This window comes from Glaciecola sp. 1036 (assembly GCF_050306235.1).
Lineage (GTDB): Bacteria > Pseudomonadota > Gammaproteobacteria > Enterobacterales > Alteromonadaceae > Glaciecola.
On record NZ_JBLWFH010000002.1, the window covers coordinates 192,088 to 213,761 of the forward strand.

The window sequence follows — 21,674 nt, forward strand, 5'->3', positions numbered from 1 at the left end:
TAAAAATAGAGCCAAGTTTACTGAATGAGCAAAATAAGATTTCAGTATACTCGGCTACTAAGAAAATGTTATCTACGCCATGTAGGCTCCGCCACAAACAGGATTGTAAGTGCCCGTAATATGTGAACTTGCTTCACTTGCTAAATAGCTCAACCACGAGCGCCACCTGTCACAAGGGCATTACGTTGAGTCATTGAAATTCCTGTCTGTTTATTTATTCCAAAATATGGAAAGTAACTAATTGAATTGTCTTTAGTTTACATTGGTTGAAGGAACTGAAATGCAGAACCTGCTATAAGTTGGATCTTGGTCAATAAAATGGATAAATTTAACGAGCTTTATGTTTACCAAGAGACTTGGGAATAGAATTAGTCGAAGATAGTTTTTTAGGTTAGTGTATATGGGAATTATACAAATAACCTTATCGAAAAAAGAGTTATCAATGCGAAATTATTTAATCGTTTTATTATTTGCAACACTGTATTCAAGCGGAACTTTGGCCAAAGGTTTACCCGACCAAGAAATTGATAAGTGGTTTGAAACTGCTGTAACGCATGAGCATGTGCCTGGTATTACGGTCGCTGTTGGTGGCCCTGAAGGTGTTGTCTATGCTAAAGGCTTTGGATTTGCTGATTTAGAAAATTCATTACCCATGACCACTGAACACAAGGTTCGCATTGGAAGTGTATCCAAATTGATAGCGACTGCCGGTCTGATGCGACTGTATGACCAAGGCAAGGTAGATTTGGATAAACCTGTTATTGAATATGCGCCAGCCTGGTCACAAGATAAACCAGCGTTATCTCTACGACAACTTACATCACACACTGCGGGCATTCGTCATTATAAAGCTGGGGCAGATGAGTTTTTACTGAATAAAAACTTTACTAGCATTAATGAATCCCTAACTCTTTTTAAAGATGATCCCCTGCTATTCACTCCAGGCGAAAAATTTACCTATTCTACATTTGCATGGACTTTAGTAAGCGCGGCTATGGAAGGGGCGGATAACAAGCGCAATTTTACTCAGATCATTCAACAAGAAGTGTTTGAACCTCTAGGTTTAAAGGACACTAGCTTTGACGACCAATACGAAATTATCAGTCATCGAGCGCAACCTTACAGTGTCTATCAAGACAAATTGTTTAATTCTCCGCAAACGGATCACAGTTATAAATGGGCCGGTGGCGGGTTTATCTCAACGCCATCTGATGTGGTAAGGTTTGCAGTAGCACATCTGCAAAATGACTATTTAAAACCGGAAACGGTCAATCTCATGTTCACCCCCGCCAAGCTTAATAATGGCGACGGGGTTAATTTTGGTATTGGCTGGATGGTCGGCTTTAACAGCTATAAAAACCGCGACAGCTACAAGGACAATGAAGAAGTTCTCGCGATGATGGAATCAATGCCAAATGCGGTGATGCATTCAGGTGGCAGTATGGGCGGTATTACTATGTTGATCATGTGCACTGACCACAAGCGGGCTGTGACTGTTGTTAAAAATGTCAATGGTGATGATTCTGCAGATGTTTTTGCTTTGGCGTTAAAAACCTTACATGTGTTCCACAAAGAAGATAATTAACTAAGTAAGAGTATCGCGACAAAGGCCATGACTCAAATAAGGTGAGATGGAATCTGTTTCCGAGCAAATAGGCACCGAATTTAATGCTGTCGTAGGGTGGGGATACTTTAGTCATTACTTTACAGAAATTGACTATCAAAATGGCGTCTTCAATTTATACAAAACAAGTCCAGAGAGTACAGAAACATTAAGCGGGGTTCGATTTAACACAGATGCTGGACCGCTAATTTTCAGCGCTACGTTAAATAATAAAGAAGTGAACCTTATGTTGGATACTGGTTCTCCAGTATCGGTTTTTGATCCAAGCAAAGCAGATATATCAGCTGTAGATGATGTGCAATTTACCGTCAATAACCAAGTTGTTAAGGTAGCTAAATATGAACAAGACTTATCAGTACTTGCAGATTTGGGAGTAGTAGGTATTGTCGGTGGAGATTTTCTTGCTCAATATAAAGTGCTTATTGACCCAAAAAATAAGCGACTTTACTTACTATAAAAAGGCGACCTCCCAGGTCAGGGAACCTGTGGAAGTCGCTCTGAGGTAACAGATTTACTGATTAACTTTGGTGTTCATCATCGAAAATTTCTTCAATTTTCATGTTGAACACCCTGGCTGCTTTAAACGCTAAGGGTAAACTGGGATCAAATTTACCCTTTTCTATGGCATTAACGGTCTGGCGAGTGACATCTAAGGCTTCTGCTAAATCCGCTTGAGTCCAATCCCGTTCAGCTCGGAGTACTTTAAGTCTATTTTTCATTCGTACTTCCTAAAGCCAACAAAAACACTGACTAAGTAGCTAATGCCCATTACGAACAAAATATTGGCAGGATTAGGTGTCGATTCGATTAAACGAATACCTTCAAGTAATCCGTAAACCGCACCAAAAATCATACTGATTCCCAAGGATATGGCCATTGCATTCATGTGCACTCTTCGCTGTAACTCGTCCATTGCCATAAGGTGTGCTTTATTTGCCATGATCATTTTGTATCCACAGCTCAAGTTTACAAGAATGACAATTAAGGAAATGACCACTGAATAATCCCAGAGAAACTTAGGACCAAAGGCAAGTAACGCTAAGCTTAATACCCAAGATGCTGTCCAAATAAAAATAGTATGAGAGGATTTATTCAATCGTTGTGTCAGATTCGCATTTTCATGTTGCATTATTAACCTCACTTAAAATGTATAGTGTACTTTACTTTTTGTAAACTATACGCGCATCATTTAAAAAGTCAAGCATACTTTACATAAAATCGCTAAAGCTTGACATTATGCCAAGCAAGCTAGATTGTTTTGTGAGTTATTTCAGGGGGTATTAGGGGGCGATTTGTGAGAGTTTGGATTGTAACTCTAGAATTGTCTGTTCATCTGATGGAGAGCTTTCTTTATAAACTTCTAAGGCCCGTTGCCAGTATTGTTTTGCTAGTTCTGGTTGCTCTAGTGTCCAATATGTATCGCCAATATGGCTTGCGCTTAATGCAATTCGTCTGTCCGGGCCAGAAAAATGTGAATTTGCTATTTCATAGCTCTTCAAAAAAGTTTCCAGAGCCCGTTCGTATTGTTCTTGAGCAACATATACCTCACCTAAATTTAGATAAGCATCAGCTTTGTAGTAATCCGCATTTTCACCAATGTCATCGAATACTTTGATTGATTTATTGAAGTATTCAACGGCAATGTCTGAATCACCAGCTTGTTCATATATTTTTGCTTGAGAAGAAAGCGTAATACCCACGTAAGGGTGATTTGCGCCGACAGTGGCGACCAAAATATCGAATACTTTTTGACGTGCTTCAATGGCTTCTTCAAATCTTCCCAAAGCAGCCAATATAGAACTTTGATTACCCAAGCTTGCGGCTTCCTCAGGCGTGGGTTCTTCAAAATTATGCCGTATGACTTCAATGCTTTCTTGGGTGAGTGGTAAAGCCTCTTCATATCGCTCTAATTTGAAAAGATTCCGAGCTTGCTGATTAAGGGCTAAACCATACTCTAAATCGTTAGCGCCTTTTACTCGTTTAAATATCGGAAGCGCTATTTTCATATGTTCAGTGGCGGCTTGAAGATTATCTACTCTTCTTTCAAGGTGAGCCAATAAAGCATGAGCGTCTGCAATTTCTTTGGAGTCATTCGAGTATAATTGCTTGGTAACTTGCATGTGTTTTCGACCATCCTCTAGAGCAATTTGATTTTGCCTAAGTTCACTGTGAGTGGTGGCTTTGCTAGCTAGCGCTGAGCGTAGTAGCTCTAACATGTCTTCATTTCGAATACTGGTATCTTTTTGCGAAAACTCATGCTCTAGCAGTTCTATGGTCTGTTGGGCTTTTTCTATCGCGCTTTCATATTCACCCTGTTGCAGGAAAATATTGGCCCAATTTATCCATAAATTGGCTTGCATAATGACTTGAGGGCTTTCACTTTTGTCTACTAGCGCTTGGGCTTCACGTAGCAAACCTCGTGCTTGTTCAGTTTGGTTGAGGTTAACATTTGCAGACGCAATTGCGTTTAAAAGCCGCATTTTTACAGTATTGGTACTTTCCATATTTTTAATATCAGTGCCAGCTTTCTCTAGTAAATCTAACGCTGATAGTTTCTCACCTGAGTTCTCCATGGGATCGGCACTGTCAAAAATTGATAATAAGAAATCATTCATTGAACCTGATATTTGCGCTTCTTCCACTGCGGCTACACGCTGCTTTTCTAAAGCAATTGATTGCTTATATAAAGTGGCTGAAAATACGCCTAAAGAGATAACGATTAAAATGGTTAAAGCCGAAACAATTGCGTTGCGCTGTAAATAGCGTGTGAGGCGATACCCTATGGTCGGTTTCTTTGCGGCAACTGGATATCTCAAGAGGAAATTTTTCACGTCTTGGCGTAATTCGGTCACGGTTGTATAGCGTTGATTAGGCTCTTTGTTCATTGCCTTAATTACGATAGCGTCCAAATCCCCTTTAAGTTTGGAAACAAATTTAAAAGCTGCTGAGCTGAGATTGTCATTTTCAATTTTGCTAGGCGGCGTTAACGGTGAATGGCAAATGCGCTCGAGGGTTTTGTCTCTGCTTGATTTGCTATCGATAAAAGGAGGACATTCAGTTAATAGTTGGTATAACAATGTCCCTAGGCCATAAACATCAGTTGCGGTGGTAACAGTGTTTCCTTTTATCTGTTCAGGTGCGGCGCATTCTAAAGACAGTACCTTGTGATCAGGTGAACTTACTTCGGTAGTAGAATTATTAAGGATTCTGGCAATACCAAAATCCAAAATTTTCGCTCTTCCTTGGCTGTCGACAATTACATTGCTAGGCTTGATATCACGATGAATAATAAGATGTTGATGCGCATATTCAATTGCATCACAAACGTTCAAAAACAGTGTAAGCCTTGGTTCCAATGGGAGATTATGAGAACGACAATACTCAATTAAAGGTTGGCCTTCGATATATTCCATTACTAGATATGGAATGGGGTGCTCACTTTGATCATTTACAGTGCCGCCATCTAGTAAATTCGCGATATTGGGATGGTTCAAATCCGCGAGAATTTGGCGCTCTTGTTTAAATTGTTCCAGTAATTGTTCAGTTAAAAGATGTTTGTGGATTATTTTAATCGCCACAAGTTGACGAAACTCTGCGTCATCTCGCTCGCCTAAATAAACGGCTCCCATGCCGCCTTTACCTAAAAGTTTGGTAATTTTAAAGGCCCCAACGCGGCTCCCTGCTGGTAAATCAAAATTGCTATTAATCACATTTTCAACGCTTGAAACAACAGCATTGTTTACTTGCGTCATGCCATATTGGTCTTGCTCAAGCATTTGCTTGACCATGCTAATAATTTCTTGATCTTGGGTTTGCGAGAGTAGGAGTTTTTCTTGTTCTTGTTGCGGTAAGTCAGCAATTTTATAAAAAATATCCTTACTTAGTTGCCATTGCGCCTTATCCATTTAACACCTTGTCGTCAGATTTAATTAATGCGGGCTAGCGTCTTGTTGTATTTGCAGTTGCAACCAAGCTTTTGCTGCTCTAAATTCCCTTTCAACCGTTGAGGTTGAAATAGCCTCATATTCCGCAATTTCTTCGTTGGTTAAACCGCAAAATAAGCGTAATTCGAGCAAGCGAGCTCCTCGCTCATCTATGGTTTTGAAAGCATTGAGTAATTTATCCAACGTCAGAATATCTGTGCTTGTTGCATGATTATCTTGTCCAATGATATTTTCTTCGAATTCCACTTGGTCGAATTCTACCCCACGTTTGGAAGCGTTTTTTGCTCTAGCATGATCAACTAAAATGTGTCGCATTTGGCGAGCAGCAAGCGCAAAAAAATGGCGTCTATCTTGATAGCTAACATCGCCGACAACTAACTTAATGTAAGCTTCATTTATCAAAGCGGTTGGTTGAAGAGTATGGCTGTCAACTTCACCTTTCATATAGCGGCTGGCAAGAGAATGTAACTCTTGCCAAATCATGGGGGTCAGTTCTTTTTCCAGATTTTTCTTACCACCACTGTGAGACAGCAACAGTTGGGTAAAGTTTACCGCTTGATTCATTTTTTGCACCGCTTAAGCAAGAAGCATTGAACTCATTAGACTGCCTAAAAATTCATCATAACATCTTGTTTGATGGACAGTAAATGAATAAAAAGTTTAGGGAGTTAGCGACTATTCTACCTAGTTTGTAGAGAACAATAGATAAAATACATGTTATTCAGACTTCCCCATAAAGTCAAAATCGCGGAGAATAACCATCTTCAATTATTGGGGTGTTATTGACCAGCCCCGCATGCTTACAAATGGAAAGACTTATGCCTAAGGCAAGTGAAATTAAAAAGAACAACACTATCGTATTTAACGGTAAAACCTGCATTGTTAGAGATATCGAACGCTCAGTTCCCCAAGGACGAGCAGGAGGCAGTATATATCGCATGCGTATGTATGACGTAGTTAGCGGTGCAAAATTTGATGAAACCTTTAAAGATTCTGACATGCTAGAAATGGCTGATTTGGTTAGACGCCCAGCTATGTTCTCCTATATTGACGGCGATGATTATGTGTTTTTAGATAAAGAAGACTACACGCCTTATCACTTGAACAAAGACAGCATTGCGGAAGAAATTTTATTTTTTAATGAAGAGACAGACGGTATTCAGGTGTTGATAGTGAGTGATTCTCCTGTGGCGCTAGACTTGCCAATAAGTGTAGAACTTGAGGTTGTTGAAACTGATCCCTCTATTAAAGGCGCTTCAGCAACATCTCGCACCAAGCCAGCCACCTTATCAACAGGGCTAGTTGTGCAAGTACCAGAATATATCAGCACAGGTGAATGGATAAAAATTAATATCGAAGAACGCAAATTCCAAAGCCGCGGAGAAAACACTAAAAAATAGTGCCCCACTTCAACGTTGGAACCGTAGACTAATAAAGGAGCCGTAGTTCATTATTTCTCCGCGATTTGATAAGACCTCTGGAAAATTCCTGAAATAATGAACTACGGCTCCATTTTTCTACTACATTATTTAAACTACGACTTCATTTGTAGGAGGAGATATGAAAACAGGGAAATTTAATAATACTTTAGCGCTGGTGAGTGGTTCTATAGTTTTCATACTCTATTTGTTCACCTTTGTTATGTTAACCGAATCTCGGTGGAGATTTCTGGGGAACTACTCCGAAACTGTTTTTACCTTTATCATTCCAATGGTGTATCTGCTTATAGGAATAGTATTGGTTTTTTGGCTGATATCGTTTTGCGTCAGTATAGTCAGACTCATAGGCGAAAGTTCTCCGCTCCAAGACCAAAGTGAGGTAAATAAGACCCTACAGAACAATTTGATTCGACATCTAAGAGTCATTGGTATTTCTTTGATGTTTATCTTCGCACTAGAAATTTTAAATGATGAAGTCGAAGAAGAAATTTCTTTTGTAATGCTGCTAACGCTCGCCACCTTAATTCCTATTTTAATCGGTATTTTTGATACTGTATTACCGAGCGTAAACAATATATTTCTTCCACGATGGACGTTTGCAGGATGGTTTTCAGTCATAGGGTTTGGCGTATTGCTAGCCATTCCATTTTCCGATATTCAACAAGCGACGCAATTTGCATCCACATTTTTTACTGAAACTTGGAAACTAGTCTCAGGAAGCGAAGAAGCATTAAAGGCTGAATATGTTTTAGTCTCGGTGATCTACCTATTTTTAACTTTCTATTATCTGTACAAAATAATCGTGCAATGGAAAAAAATTCGTGGCGATATCTACACGCTATATCGAAAGCTACGATATTTAGGTTCGAAACACATCAGAAAACAACAAGACAGTTCAGAATCATAAATAATGGAGCCGTAGTTCAAACAATGGAGCCGTAGTTCATTCTTTCTAAAATGTATCTTGATTCTGCTATCCCCGGCTAAGAAAGAATGAACTACGGCTCCATTGTTTGAACTACGGCTCCATTGTTTTTAAGCTCGCCACCCTACTAAATGACTCCAAGTAAACTCTTCAAACTTTTTTGACGGGTTTTCCCTACGCTTTGCGCTTTACCTTATTAAGGCAAAAATTTTATCCCATTGGAGGTAGTCAATGGCATTTGGTAAACAAGCCAAAAAAGCATATCTACTTTTTCCATGGAGTTGGAGAACACAATGAAACAGATATTTCCCAGTCACCTGTCGCGAGTAGGCGCGGCGGTACTTTCTGGCTTACTAGTCATTACCCCTAGCGTATTGGCGGAAGATAAAACACCAGCAGATAACTCTGATTTAATCGATCAACAATCTTTTTTAATCGGCGCGCTCGATACAGCAATTGTTGCTGGCTTCGTGCCTTTTGAACCAGTAAGCAAACCAGCGGAATTATTGGATCTCTCTACTAACTTAACATTAAAAGCAGTTGCGCCAGCACTTTATATTCCCAATGACTTAACTTTACTGCCAGACGCAAGTATTACCGACGATCTAGACACCTATGGCAAGGATTGCTACCGAAATTTCCATCTTCCGCAGAATTTTACAAAAGAAGGTGATACCTACACTTATGATTACGAAAACTGGTTTGGTTTTTGGGACATTATTCCGCTACCTGGCGACAACGAATGGTTTGATTTTGGAACCCCTGAGGTTCGCCACGCGAATACAGGTGTAAAACTTTCGATGACATTGTACGGTGATGTCAACGATTTACCGGATCTAATTACCTTAAGAGAAGGGCGCTACGACGTTAAATGGCGAGCTACCAGTCACTTATCACCCTTTTGGGATATCGCTCTTCCCGTTGCGCTAATTTGGCCAAACCTATCGGTCGAAACCCGTTATGGCGCTTCTGTCACAATGAAAGCGGCAGGGAAAAGTTCAAAAGCGGCCCGTGGATTTCGCTATTATTTGCAAAAATCAGCTAAGTCCATTGCTGAAGCCGCTTCTATTTCATTCGCCGACTATGTAGTGAACAATGAACTAGGTGTCTACGATGACAACTTTATCATTGGTATGCTGACTGACACTATACCAACCCATTCGAATGCGGCTACCCAAACCATTACGATTCTTGATATTCATACGCCGCAAATATCTACTTCACAGCAAAGCGTAGTGGCAGAAGCGCGTAACTTTGGCGGTTCCTATTTCGAAAGTATTGAATCAGATTTAATCGACACCCTAACTTATGCAGATCCTTGTAAGCGCCCTGTGACCTTAACCAACAACGCACCAGAATTTTTGCCTATTGGCGAAAATATTGAAATTACCTGGACCGTGAGTGACGGTGGAATATATGCTCCTAATGTTGCGCCGACCATGTCGATTACTCAAACAGTCAGAGTAGAGGATACCCAAGGGCCTATACTTGTTCCGCCTGCGGGATTCTCCCAATATGCAGAAGCACCTGTGGATACCAGTGATCAGAACTTTAACGCTGGTGTTCCACTGGTGGCAGATTTAGCTAACCCTAATCCGGTAGTAAGTAGTAACTTACCAGATACCTTGGCGTTAAACCGACGATATGTGGTGAATTACAGTGCCGTTGATGCAACAGGTAATGTCACGGCCGCTGACGAAAACAATCCTGATGCATATTCACAAATAATCACGATTAAAAGTCCTGGCACTAACACGGCTCCTTCAGCGACTGCCCAACAAGCCTCAACCAACACCTCTGTGCCAGTGGCGATAACCTTAACGGGTATGGATAACGATATTTTGGATGGCATACCAGATCCATTGGCTTTTGGGATAGTTGATAGACCTGCTAATGGTGAGTTTGTCGCGCCCCTATATCCTTACTTTATCGAAGATTATCGACTGCAACCTGAAATCCCTATTAATGGTGATATCAGCTATGAGACCTTAGCATGTCCAAGCGACCCTATGGATGGTAAAACGTTAGAGGCAAGTTTAGCGCTGCTACATTACCAGTATCAAGATGAGTACATGGAAAAGTGCTATTGCGACGGCACAGGTGGCGACAAGCAAATTCCCGGTGACTTTATTTTCAACCCTCAGTTTATGCATATCACCGACGATGGCATCTTGTATGTCACTGATCAGCGTTGGGGTTGTTATGATGGTAATCATGATGCCCGCCGAGGCAATCGAATTGCTAAATTCAAAGATGACGAATTACTGGCGGAAAATACCAATATCCCAAGCAATTTGGATATTTTCCAAATGGATAAAGAGCAACGTATTTGGTATCGCTATTTAACCGGTGGTGGCGATAAAGAGCTCTTTATTAATGGCTTAAACGCCAATCTTCAGCCCATTACCACTAGTCCTGCAGGTGCAAAATATAGTCGCGCCACGTTAAAAATGAGCGAAGACGGTTTAGAATTTGATGCAGGTAATTTGGTCCGAACCCATGTAGACAGCGAAAGAGGTGTTGTTTATGTCAACGACAAACACCGTATTTACATGTTTGATGCGCAAGATCCTGAACGCTTTTTAGGGGCAGCCAAAAATGAAGAGCGATTCTTAGAAAATTGTTTGTCAGCTGGCGCGGGTTCGCGAGATGGTTATTGGATGGTAACTGATACCCAAGGTAGCTTGTATCAAATCTGTTCTACTGAAATCCATAAAATCGGACCGCCTCAGATGATTGATGGCGAGCTACACATCGGCGAATACATCGGCTGGATGGGTAAGTGTACGGGCAACAAACAACACCCAGAAACCGGAGTTCCTTATAACTACTGTGATGTTGATAATCAAGTCTCAAAAGGCTTCCAATGTACAGATGAAACCTGCGAAAGGCCAACAGACAACTTAGACTTACACGGCGCTAATCCTGGCCAATTTAGTTTTGCTCGTCATTTGGATATAGATCCTAACGATGTGCTCTACATTGTAGACAGCGGCAACCAACGTATACAACGATTTTCAGCAGACGGTACTTTTGCTGGCGAAGCTAAATCAACCGGTGAGGGCGTTACTCAAGACGGCAGTTTTGTATTAGGTAACATGGGCAGTCCAGAAAATGTCTCGGTTAACAGTACCGAGTTTCATGTGTTAGAGGCAGATCCACAAAATGCTGACTACTTCTTACATATTTTTAAAACGCTACCCTTTTACGATATTACGACTGATAGCGCAAAAGTTGATTATGTTTCTGATATCAATTTCCAAGGCACAGACACTTTTACTTATTTGGTCGATGATGGCATTGATTTAAGCGATGTAGCTACCGTTAGTGTCGATGTGTCAAGGGCTTACCGAGCACCTGAAAATCTGCGCGTAGAATGTTTCAATGATAGTAATTTTACAATACCAACAGCTTGTGACAAAACAAGTGAAGCAGGTTCGATCTGGGTACGCTTTTTCGCAGATGATAAAGATGGCTTTATTGGTTACGGCGGTTTAGATCAGTTAACGTTCGAGATTACTCAAGCACCAGAAAATACCACTCTCACGCTACTTGATACTCAAGTTGACCGTGCTGATTATCGACTCGATGCATCAACAGACTTCTTTGGAATTGATACCTTTAGCTTTAGAGCAACCGATGGTGATAAATATTCAGAAGTATTCATCTTAGAATATGAGGTTGAACCTACAGCAGATCTATTAGAGTTCACTCTGCCACATGATGAAGAAATTCGTGTTGCACGGGGTTTTTCTCAAGCTTATGTGTTTGAATTTAACGACCCTGATAGGGAATCATCAGCGCAACCTCGGGCAGATGAAGTCATTTTTGGTGATGGTACCTCTTCAAAAAGAACCGAAGGTTGGCAGAATATTGGTGTTTACGACGATGATGACGAACCCGTTGATCCGCAAACCAACACCTTACCCGGTCAAGGTATAGTCTCAGTGGCCAGAGCCTTTGATCAAGACTCTGCGGGAATAAGTTTGTGTATTACTGACTTTTCCGCCTATGACATGCCTGATCCAACAGAATTGTTATGTCAAACAACGCCACCAATAAAAGCCATTTCAGTTACTCAAGTCATTTTGAGCAACGAATCGCAAGATATTGCAGAGCCAGCCGCAGATTTCGATTTGAATATGCTAGTGGTAAACCAAAAACCTTCAACTTGGGCAGGATATACGGCAGAAAATAATCTCGTAAGTTTTGATTTGCCTGACGGCGTTGAAATGACGCAAAGAGACAACCGATGTGTTCGTGCTGGCAAACAAGTGACTTGTGTACTAGGTAATTTGGCGGTTGAAGAAGAAAAATTATTAGAGTTTAAAGTTCGCTTCGACCCTCAAGTAGGCCAAGATGAAAAACATTTCACCTTTGAAGTACAACATTCTGATGCTGGGCCAAGTTTAGAATCGTCTAGAACAGTTAAGATGACAGTATCCATGGCAGATGACGACGATGATGGCACTATTAACTACCTAGACGCCTTTCCCAATAATCCAGTTTATGCCAATGATACCGATGGAGATGGTATAGCCGATGAATGGGAAACCGAATACGGACTTAACCCCAATGATGGCAGCGATGCCAACCTCGACAGTGATGGAGACGGAGCGACTAACCTAACAGAGTTTCAGAACCGCACCGCGCCTTTGATTGCCGATGCCGCTCATGCTGCTGCGCGTATTACCTCAGCTGCGGCAAATATTAATCGGGAATATTCAGGTTATCTTGGCTCTAATATAGCGGCAGGTGATTTTAATGGCGATGGCTACATGGACGTAGTGGCTTCGGCACCTAATTCCAGCAATTTGGATGGCGGTTTTGGATATGTACTAGTGCAATACGGTAGCGAATCAGGATTAACCAACACCACCGAAGTATTGATGATAGAGTATGGTTTTATTCGAGAAAACCTTGCTGCAGGCGACATTAATAACGATGGCATTGATGATATTGTCACTCAATCCTATTTACATGTTAATGTGTTTTTAGGCACTGAAAACGGGTTTTTATCTCCCTTTGAAATAGAAAGCCAAGGCAATGTGGCTACCTATGGAACCTCATTAGCTATAGCTGATATAGATGGCGACGAGCTGAATGACTTGTTGGTTGGATCACTTTTTTACAGCAACAATGGTGTTGATACATCAGGTGCTGTGCATGTTTACCTAGGGCGCACTGATTTCTGGCGAGACGCGAATCCAGTGCCAACAGAAACCCTATCCATAACTGATTCGGATCAGTCAGGCGCAAGCATGGTAGTCGCAGATATTGATGGCGATGACATCTTAGATATCATCGTTGGTGCACCCAATATGAATAGCGGCCGCGTTGATATTTATTTAGGTGGAAATATTGACTGGTCGCAAAGCACTGAAGGCACTGATGATTTTATTTTGTCTGACATTACGCTCTATGGTGAAGCTGAATCTGATTACTTTGGCTATAGCCTATCCAGCGGACAGGATGTGGATGGAGATGGCATTGCAGATTTGGTCATTGGCGCATATCGTCATCTTGGCAAAGGCGCGGTTTATTTATATCAAAGTAGCGATAATCCTTGGTCTGGGGCGCAAAACCCAGTAGCAAGTTATGTGCTCTACGGTGATCAGGAGGCTGAGCAGTTTGGTCTCGCGGTTGAATTAATGCCAAATATGGCGTTTACAGACCAGCCCTCGTTATTGGTGGGTTCAAGCCAGTTTAATGCGCCAACAGATGAAGCACCGGATACTGAAAATCATGGCAAAGTGACCTTATATTCCGATGCGCTTTTAGCAAACGCCTATCACAGTTGGACAGGAGAAGAACAGTCGCATTTTGGTTATGCTATTGCTTATCTTGGAGATTTAAATGCAGACCAACAGGCAGATTTTGGTGTTGGTGCGCCTTATCTGTTTGGTGGCGGACAGGGTGATGTCTTTATCTATTATGGCGGCGCCACTGGTCAGCAATTAGATTCTGACTTCGATAATATCGCAGATGGCTTTGATAATTGTCCAAGTGTTGTGAATACCGATCAAGCGGATATGGATGGCGACGGCATTGGTGATCTTTGTGATAGTACCGATGACACCGATAGTGACAATGATGGCGTGCCCGACATAGAAGATGCCTTCCCTAACGATCCAAATGAGTGGATTGATACGGATGGTGATGGTATTGGAAACAATGGGGATACAGATGATGATGGAGACGGTGTTAGCGATTCTGAAGACGCATTTCCTTTAGATCCTGCCGAATCAGTTGATACCGACGGCGATGGTATTGGTAACAATGCTGACACCGATGATGACAACGACGGTGTGCCAGATGCTCAAGATGCCTATCCATTAGATCCCAACAGGTCTGAACAACCCGCGCCACCGACGCCAGCACCGCCCTCGGGTGGAAATGGTGGCAGTGAAAGTGGCGGTGGTTCCACAAGCATTGTTTGGTTTATGTTATTACTGGTTAGTATCTACCTTAGACGCAGTGTAACTAAGTAATTGCTAGCAGCGCGAGACAGCCCCGCGAAAGCGGGGACTTCTCCAAATTCACCTAAATTCTCCTGCGTACACTTGAAAGAATATAACCAACGGATATAAACAAAACAGCCCCTAAAGAAAAGGCAATTGTTTTTAAATATTCTGGGGCATAGCCATCAAATTTAAAGTTAGATAGGCGGGATTCTTGGTGCATAGTGTTCCACCATTCGGGAGACTGGTGTGATAAAAATAAGACGATTGCTGCGACCGCAACTAAAAGTAGATAAATAAAGTAAAGTTTTGGGTTATTTAACACTTTTGTAGTGCCAACGTATATTCCAAAACACACAACAAGAAATAATACTGTAAATCCTGATCTAGCGTCCCATACCCAGAAATCTCCCCATACTGGAACAGCCCATATAGCCCCTGTTAATAGAGTCATTAGAGTTAAAAATACTATGCAAGCGGCCATTGCTCGGAAAAATAGGAGAAGCAAGGTATTTGCTGAACCGAATTTCTTAAAGCTAATGAAGGCTAGTATGAAAAACAATATGCCTGCTGAAAATGCCGCTGCAACATGAGGAAAAAGCCACCTGACATAAACACCCATTTGGTAGTCTAACGGTACTACATAAAATATTTGATATGCGGCGATTATCGCTAGCATTAACCCAGTAGAAACTAGCGCCAAAGGCACGCCTAAGGTGTTTAATCTAAAAGTATCGAAACTATTCATTCATTTTTATTATTGGTTTTAGCCAAAAAATAAGTCAAACCTACACTAGATATTTTGAGATTAACTCTATGGTTTTGCGTTTACAACTTTAGACTCGGCGGCGACAACTTTGCGTTTTGCCTTGAGTGTTAACACTCCCGCCAAAACCAAAACCATACCAATGATCTGTAACATGGTGATGGGTTCATCTAAGATCAACCAGCCAAAAATTATCGTAAGCGCTGGACCAATTGTACTTATTAGCACGACTCTGGCTGCACCAATATACTTTATAGCACTGGATTGTAAAAACACTGGAAGCACAGTAGAGAACAGCGCCATCATAAAACAAAGCGTGTATATCTCCATGGGTTGCACTAAATTCGAAACCGGTAATTGAATAAAAAAGTGTAATTCAACAGCCAGTATAGATACCAACATGGCCAGTACTGAAAACTGCTTAGATCCCAGTTTTTTAATCATAGGTTCGGAAAATGCTTGGTAAAAAGCGTAACTAATTGCTGAGCCTGCGATTAAGAAAATTCCCCAAATAATCTCCTGATTGTTCTCGTTCACGGACAAATCGCTTATACAGGCAAAAAGTACGCCCAGTGTTGTAAGTAGAATAGGGGGAATCAATCGTTTTTCAAACGATTGACCAAGAAAAATTACCCCCATGAAAATAGTCAGAATGGGGTAAGAAAACAAAATGATCCTTTCTAAACCAGCGGAAATATACTCTAGCCCCATGAAATCCAATATGGATGCTGCGTAATACCCTGCCACTCCTAAACAACTAAGTAGAAATACTTCTTTGAAACTCAGTCGGTGGAAACTTTTCAAGCCATGTAAGCTAATCAATAAGAAAAATGGCAGAGCAAAAATCATACGCAGACTTAATAGCGTAATAGGTTCAATGGGAGCTATCATGTAGGCTTGCTTAACAAATATAGCTTTTAACGAAAAGCCCGTCGCTGATAATACGGCAAGTAAAACGCCTAGTTGAGTAAGGTTATATCGAGATTTCACAATTTACTTCATATTTCCAAATCTAAGGATTCATTAGCACAAAAGATCAGCGTTTTATTATTGTCGCAAAATCTCAAGGGTACGATTGTATTGAATTTCAAACAGCCCCCAATGCTGATAGTCACTGAAGTTTGCTGTGTTCGCAAACTGTACCATGACAGTGTCTATATCAGGATGATAACGGGCAATACTTTGATAGCCTGGCATAAGACCGGTGTGACCATAAAAATATAACTCAGAATAAATAGCCTGTTCTTTTTCGTCAGTAAAAATAGAGCCGTCGTTTAATGCTCGAATAAATTTGCCTACATCTTCGGCGGTGCCTATCATTGCCGTTAGTTCAGTGCCGTAATCCGACATTTTTATATCATGCTCGATTCCCACATAGTAACCGCTCATGACCTTATCAGTGTCAACTTCCGATAATGAGCCATAAGTGTTGTGTAACTCATTAGGCACTAAAATCGCCTGTTTGATATACTCAAATTTAGCCATACCAGTGGTTTTTTCAATCAACATTGAAAGTAATAGATAATTGGTATTGGAATACTCAAACTCTTGATTGGGCGGAAAATTGGCAGCTTTATCCAGAATCAATGCAAGGGCTTCTTGTTGGGTTATCGGAGGTTTTACCCAAAAGTTTTCTACGTCGGTGATGTTGGGTATACCAGAGCGATGCTGAACCAACATGCGCAGTGTGATTTCTTCTGCATTCTCAATTCTCCCCACTAAGTTTGGAAACAACTGAGCTAAACTTGCATCCAAAGAAAGCTGATTATTGCTCACTAGTTTAGTGATAGCGAGCGCGTCATATAACTTACTAATACTTGCCAACTTAAATAAAGCATGCGGATTTGCTGGAATTTTTTTATCTCGATCATGCCAACCTGCGCTATAAAAAGCGGGTGGTTCACCGGCTCGATCTATGTACAGAATAATGCCATCAAAACCTCGTTCAGTCCCTTGTTTAACATATTCTTCAATAGTATCAGGTAGCGGCATTAAATTAGCAAAAACTAAGCGCCAAGGTGGAAAAACAATAGTGCAGACAACGCCTATTATTAAGGCTGTAATGCGAGCGACAAATATGAATCTTTGACGTTTACTTTGATTTGTCGTTTGTGCCGGTTTCATGGGCCTTTCCCTAGGGTATTTTGACGCGCGCAATCTCAAATATTGTGCCTGAGATATTACCACAAGACCTAAAATTAAAATAATTAAGTACATGTTTTCATACAATTAGCATAGCGGGCATACCCTTCTTCGGCTAATATTATTAGATAATCCAAAACTATTTTGGCATCCATTAGGGAAAATATAGGTTTTACATGCCCAGCGACTCGCAAGAATCCGTTTTTACAAATTCAGTAAAAAATCTTTTAAGAGATTTTCACGATCCCTCTGACGCTGAAGATTCTGCCATAGGCGTTGCATTGGCATACTTCAATGAGTTAGAAGGTGAATCCAAAGCTAAAATGTCGAACGAAGCGAATACGGGGGAAGGTGAAAAGCTTCGCATCGCTCGCTTGGCAAATATTATTTATATTGCCACTCAACTACTAAAATTAACCGAAGGTAAAAATTGGAAAGAAACACAGGTCCAATCCTCTAGATTGTTAGGCACATTATTTCTGCTTAGTTCTTATGATGGGCCAAAGGCGCGTCGCTTACATCAAAGAATGAAACCTATTTACAAAGCCGTTTTATCTGTAAGATTACTTGATGGCTTACTAGCAAAAGATAAAATTACACATCCGTATATTTTGAAGCACTTTGATTCCAAACAGCGGTATTTTTCGCCTGAAACTGAATATACCGAGTTTCAGCAATTTGTGGTGCTGCCCATGATTATTGCGAATCTGATTCAAGACGTCGGCTTATTTCATCCCAAATGTCGCGAGATTTTATATGGAAAGTCAGGTGACCAAGATGAATTTAGAGTGTTGGATAAAGAAGATCGCATATTGCTGCTACGCCTAAACTATAAAGCCACTATGGATTACTTGACCAAAGGGCTTGGAAAAGAAAAATATATAGGTAACTCTAAACAAGAACGAATAGTCTTTAATCAGCAGCAAGACGAGCAAATGGAATTTATGGAAGATTTGCTCAAAGGGGCGTTATCTCCTAAAGATGGAGTAGGAAATTTAATAAAGATACCTCAGGTTTATACCTCGGTAGTGTTATCAACAAAAGCAAAAATGGATTTGATGGATCTACCCAAAGCCATTTTTCTTATTGATCAGTTAGCAAAATCAGGCAGCGTAGATGCTGAGGCGGCAAAAACCTTTATCAAAATTGTAGGGCAATTCCCTCAAGGCTTTGGCGTTGTGTATTGTCAACCTGATCACGCGGATAATCCCCCTGATAAATATGAATACGCAATAGTCAATCAACTAAATCCAGAAAAATTGCGGGAACCCTTGTGTCGAGCGGTGACACGTAGTCTTCAATTTACCAGTTCAGGCACTAATTTAGTGGTAACAACAGATGCGAATTTGTATTTTCCAAGTGCTAGAGATTTGCTATCTAAAATCAGTAAAGAACGTTTAGAGGAGATTCTTAGCCTCCTTTACAAAGAATCAAAACATGGTGGAGAGCGGGAATTATTGCCTCATTGTTGGAATGTTTATGACTTTTTTAGTGAAAAACGATTTCAGAATCTTTGGAATAAAAGCACCACAAAAACGGTTTGACTCTTCTTAACGATAATCACGTTTTAAGGCCGAATGGCCCGATTTCATTTAAAGTAGAAAATAAACTTTTATCCAACACCATGTGAATTCGGATGAGAAGTATGTATCGCAAGAGGCTCGAATATTTGAGCTCCCTAACTTTTAAGACATCTACATTTGTATTTTCGTTTTTGGTGATATTATAATCAATTGATAACGATATGATTTGTATATCAGTGCGTGCTGTTTTAACTGATAAGGTATGATATAGAAGGGAATCTAGCGATGTCACCAGTAAATGAAAGCCCTCAAATATTTGATGTTTTTATCAGCCATGCGTCTGAAAATCGAAAAGAAGCCATTGCGCTTTGCCAATATTTAGAAAACCAAGGCTTATCCTGTTGGATTGCCCCTCGAAATGTTCGCGTAGGTCGTGATTACAGTGAAGAAATCATTGAAGGAGTAATCAATTCGAAAAGCTTGATTCTACTGTTATCTGAACACGTAGAATCATCAAACTTCGTTAAACGAGAAGTGGAACGAGCCACGTCTTATCGACGAAAAGTATTTACTATTCGGTTACAAGATGTCCAAGTCCCTAAGTCGATAGAGTTATTTTTAGGTTTACCTCATTGGGTTGACCAATGGAGTTCAGATTACCCAGAAAGGCTTAAAGGCATAGTCGCCGAAATTACCAATACGCAAGTTTCTTCGGCTCAAATTAAAGGGCCTAGTGCAGCAACACGCTTGTTACGCTTTTCAACGAAAAATGCGATTGGACTTGTGTCCGCAATTATCTTAGTAAGCTTCGCAATCTATTTCTTCAGTCAACGCCAAGCAATGCCCCCACCACCAGAAATAGTTACTCGTTACAGTCAAATAGAAAGAAAAGATTTTTCTGTTTCTGTCAATCAATCTTTTGCCAATGGACCCATTATCATTACTGTAAAAGCCAATCTTTTAACATTCAGTCCCAGTCCTGAGTTAATGCAAGAACAAGTTAGATTTAAATATTCTCTGGACAATGGGCATAATGGAGAAGAGATCAGTAATCTGGCATTAGTACAAATTAAAGTGCCTGCATCTTCATCCCCTGCAAGTAATTTACGCCTGACCATTGAGGATCTTGGCCGACAAAAACAGACTGAAACTTTGGAATTTAACCTACCTCAGTTAAAAGAAATGATGGAATCTTCAAATTCAGAAGCACAGGCAAAAGCCCAACAATTGTTAGAAAAAGGATTAAAATGTACTTCATCAATTTCTAATGTGCCCGCTTTTCCCATCTGTTATTTCGGTGGGATTGGCCAAGAGAAGCAGTTATCCGAATTACAAACTTCTATCCAAAAAATTACCTTTGGATCATCACCTGAAAAAATGTCAGATTGGGTATCCTTATCCCCCCTAAGTACACAAGGGCAAGTAAGCGCAATAATTGATAGGCGGCAAAAATTTTCAATCATGATACCTATTACAAACTCAAACACTTATTACCAAGTACATTTTACTAATGACGAAACAGGGAATATTCACCTGCTTCCGCAAAAAAATAGTACGCTTCGAGCTGTTCAATTGAACTCAGATGATCCTAAAGCGCCAGCTCTTTTTTTAGCGAATGACTTTTCCCAGCAAAATAAATTATTAGTCCCGCTAATAGCCTCAGATACTCAAAAAGTTAGTTGGAGTATTTATGCTGGGGTTAATAGAAAAATGCAGAATTCACAGGGTTGGTTTTTTGCAACCAATATTAAACCGTCAGAGTTACGAAGCATTAAGCAAATCACATTGAATGTGACAGGTAAAAATGGGCAATCAAAGAGCTTTCAATATCAATTAGATTTAAGCGTAATTGAACAACAAGCTTCTTTAACAAAATATAAGAAGTTGCACGATAGAATAGTTACTTGTGGAGTAAATGGTTGTTATTTTACCCAATTTGAAGGCGTTGCCAGTAAAGGCATAATAAAAGATGTATTAATTGGGCTAGATGCTAATAATATGCTTTCTATTCATGAAGATTTTACGTCATTTCAAAATACTATGGAAGAGCGACGCCAAAAGGTTTTAGCAAAGGAACGCGCAAACAATACCGAAGAGTCTGAAAGCAGTTTAAGCTTCGGTACGCCCGTGCGTATTAGTGGTCCCACATTGGTTGAACGTTTAAGCGAGCCCTCTGCCATTAAGGTTAATAAAAATTGGCAGAATAAAAGCACCACCGAAATTTTGCGGTACTCATGGCCAGTGGGCCCAATTTTTGTACAACTGGTTTGGCTTGATGGGACGAGGTCGGAAATAATAGTATTTCAAATACCATTAAAATAGAAAATCACTTATCTTATGGGAAGTAAAAAATAATCTAAGTGCCCGTATGTCCCCGAGAGATAACTTTACTCTCAAAAGATTTGTGAGGGATTCCAAATGCGGCAACAATGACAAGGGGATATCTTGCATAGCTTATTGTCTAACGATAACGTATTCTCTATTTTTGTAAGTTACTATCGGCGGTTGCCGGTTTGCTTCAAAATACTCATACCCTTGCTGCAGGTTTTTCCAAAAACTAAACCATTGATGCTCTTTGTAATCATTCAGCTTTTCTTCAACACTTTCAATGGCTTTTTCAGCTCTAAGGCTTGTGGGAAAATCTGATGCAAATCCATGATGTAATGTAAAAATCAGCAAAAGTGGAATAGTCCATTTCATCTCTGAGTTTTCTCCAATGAAGTTGAGGTGACAAATTGAATGAAATCACCCTCCGCGAAAAAAATTTATGCTAAAAAAAGTACCAATAGAGCAGCAATAGGCCAAAAAAGATTCACGACATTTAAAAACGTAAAACAATACTTTCCATAA

Annotated in this window: 15 protein-coding genes; 7 read left to right on the forward strand and 8 right to left on the reverse strand. The window is 40.4% G+C overall.

Annotation, left to right across the window (positions count from 1 at the left end; genetic code table 11):
- Positions 1–400 precede the first annotated feature (400 nt).
- Together ACNKW3_RS03470 and ACNKW3_RS03475 are read left to right on the forward strand one after the other, a co-directional pair.
- Positions 401–1,585, forward strand: a complete 1,185-nt coding sequence (locus ACNKW3_RS03470; protein ID WP_427397874.1) for a serine hydrolase domain-containing protein — start codon at positions 401–403, stop codon at positions 1,583–1,585.
- 46 nt (positions 1,586–1,631) lie between these two features.
- Positions 1,632–2,081: a hypothetical protein gene (locus ACNKW3_RS03475; RefSeq protein WP_427397875.1), complete on the forward strand. Its 450-nt coding sequence runs from the start codon at positions 1,632–1,634 to the stop codon at positions 2,079–2,081.
- 61 nt (positions 2,082–2,142) lie between these two features.
- Here the strand turns inward: ACNKW3_RS03475 and ACNKW3_RS03480 are convergent, their stop codons facing one another.
- The 4 genes from ACNKW3_RS03480 to ACNKW3_RS03495 all read right to left on the reverse strand — a co-directional run bounded on the left by ACNKW3_RS03480 (position 2,143) and on the right by ACNKW3_RS03495 (position 6,132).
- Complete coding sequence (locus ACNKW3_RS03480; protein WP_427397876.1) at positions 2,143–2,343, reverse strand: helix-turn-helix transcriptional regulator; 201 nt, start codon at positions 2,341–2,343, stop codon at positions 2,143–2,145.
- The gene (locus ACNKW3_RS03485) at positions 2,340–2,753 is read right to left on the reverse strand and encodes a hypothetical protein (RefSeq protein ID WP_427397877.1); all 414 of its coding nucleotides are present in this window, start codon (positions 2,751–2,753) and stop codon (positions 2,340–2,342) included. The genes ACNKW3_RS03480 and ACNKW3_RS03485 overlap by 4 nt, the downstream gene beginning before the upstream one ends.
- A gap of 151 nt (positions 2,754–2,904) precedes the next feature.
- Positions 2,905–5,529, reverse strand: a complete 2,625-nt coding sequence (locus ACNKW3_RS03490) for a protein kinase domain-containing protein (protein WP_427397878.1) — start codon at positions 5,527–5,529, stop codon at positions 2,905–2,907.
- Positions 5,530–5,553: 24 nt separating this feature from the next.
- On the reverse strand, positions 5,554–6,132 hold the full coding sequence (locus ACNKW3_RS03495) for an ECF-type sigma factor (protein WP_427397879.1): 579 nt from the start codon (positions 6,130–6,132) through the stop codon (positions 5,554–5,556).
- A gap of 254 nt (positions 6,133–6,386) precedes the next feature.
- Here ACNKW3_RS03495 and efpL point away from each other — a divergent pair, with 254 nt between their 5' ends.
- The 3 genes from efpL to ACNKW3_RS03510 all read left to right on the forward strand — a co-directional run bounded on the left by efpL (position 6,387) and on the right by ACNKW3_RS03510 (position 14,423).
- Positions 6,387–6,968 (forward strand): elongation factor P-like protein EfpL, encoded by a 582-nt coding sequence (gene efpL, locus ACNKW3_RS03500; RefSeq protein WP_427397880.1) that lies wholly within the window; start codon positions 6,387–6,389, stop codon positions 6,966–6,968.
- Between the two features lie 160 nt (positions 6,969–7,128).
- Complete coding sequence (locus ACNKW3_RS03505; protein WP_427397881.1) at positions 7,129–7,914, forward strand: hypothetical protein; 786 nt, start codon at positions 7,129–7,131, stop codon at positions 7,912–7,914.
- A 311-nt stretch (positions 7,915–8,225) separates the two neighbouring features.
- Positions 8,226–14,423, forward strand: coding sequence for an FG-GAP-like repeat-containing protein (locus tag ACNKW3_RS03510; RefSeq protein WP_427397882.1), 6,198 nt, complete (start codon positions 8,226–8,228; stop codon positions 14,421–14,423).
- A gap of 52 nt (positions 14,424–14,475) precedes the next feature.
- Here ACNKW3_RS03510 and ccsA read toward each other — a convergent pair whose 3' ends face one another.
- The 3 genes from ccsA to ACNKW3_RS03525 all read right to left on the reverse strand — a co-directional run bounded on the left by ccsA (position 14,476) and on the right by ACNKW3_RS03525 (position 17,283).
- Entirely contained in the window at positions 14,476–15,141 is a 666-nt protein-coding gene (ccsA, locus tag ACNKW3_RS03515; RefSeq protein WP_427397883.1) for a cytochrome c biogenesis protein CcsA, read from the reverse strand.
- A gap of 66 nt (positions 15,142–15,207) precedes the next feature.
- On the reverse strand, positions 15,208–16,149 hold the full coding sequence (locus ACNKW3_RS03520; protein ID WP_427397884.1) for a DMT family transporter: 942 nt from the start codon (positions 16,147–16,149) through the stop codon (positions 15,208–15,210).
- 57 nt (positions 16,150–16,206) lie between these two features.
- A complete protein-coding gene (locus ACNKW3_RS03525) occupies positions 16,207–17,283 on the reverse strand; it encodes a serine hydrolase domain-containing protein (RefSeq protein WP_427397885.1) in 1,077 nt (358 codons plus the stop codon).
- A gap of 194 nt (positions 17,284–17,477) precedes the next feature.
- Between ACNKW3_RS03525 and ACNKW3_RS03530 the strand changes: the two genes are divergently transcribed.
- Both ACNKW3_RS03530 and ACNKW3_RS03535 read left to right on the forward strand, forming a co-directional pair.
- Positions 17,478–18,845, forward strand: a complete 1,368-nt coding sequence (locus tag ACNKW3_RS03530) for a hypothetical protein (protein WP_427397886.1) — start codon at positions 17,478–17,480, stop codon at positions 18,843–18,845.
- A gap of 264 nt (positions 18,846–19,109) precedes the next feature.
- Positions 19,110–21,146 (forward strand): toll/interleukin-1 receptor domain-containing protein, encoded by a 2,037-nt coding sequence (locus ACNKW3_RS03535; protein ID WP_427397887.1) that lies wholly within the window; start codon positions 19,110–19,112, stop codon positions 21,144–21,146.
- 132 nt (positions 21,147–21,278) lie between these two features.
- Here ACNKW3_RS03535 and ACNKW3_RS03540 read toward each other — a convergent pair whose 3' ends face one another.
- Entirely contained in the window at positions 21,279–21,524 is a 246-nt protein-coding gene (locus tag ACNKW3_RS03540; protein WP_427397888.1) for a hypothetical protein, read from the reverse strand.
- Positions 21,525–21,674 lie beyond the last annotated feature (150 nt).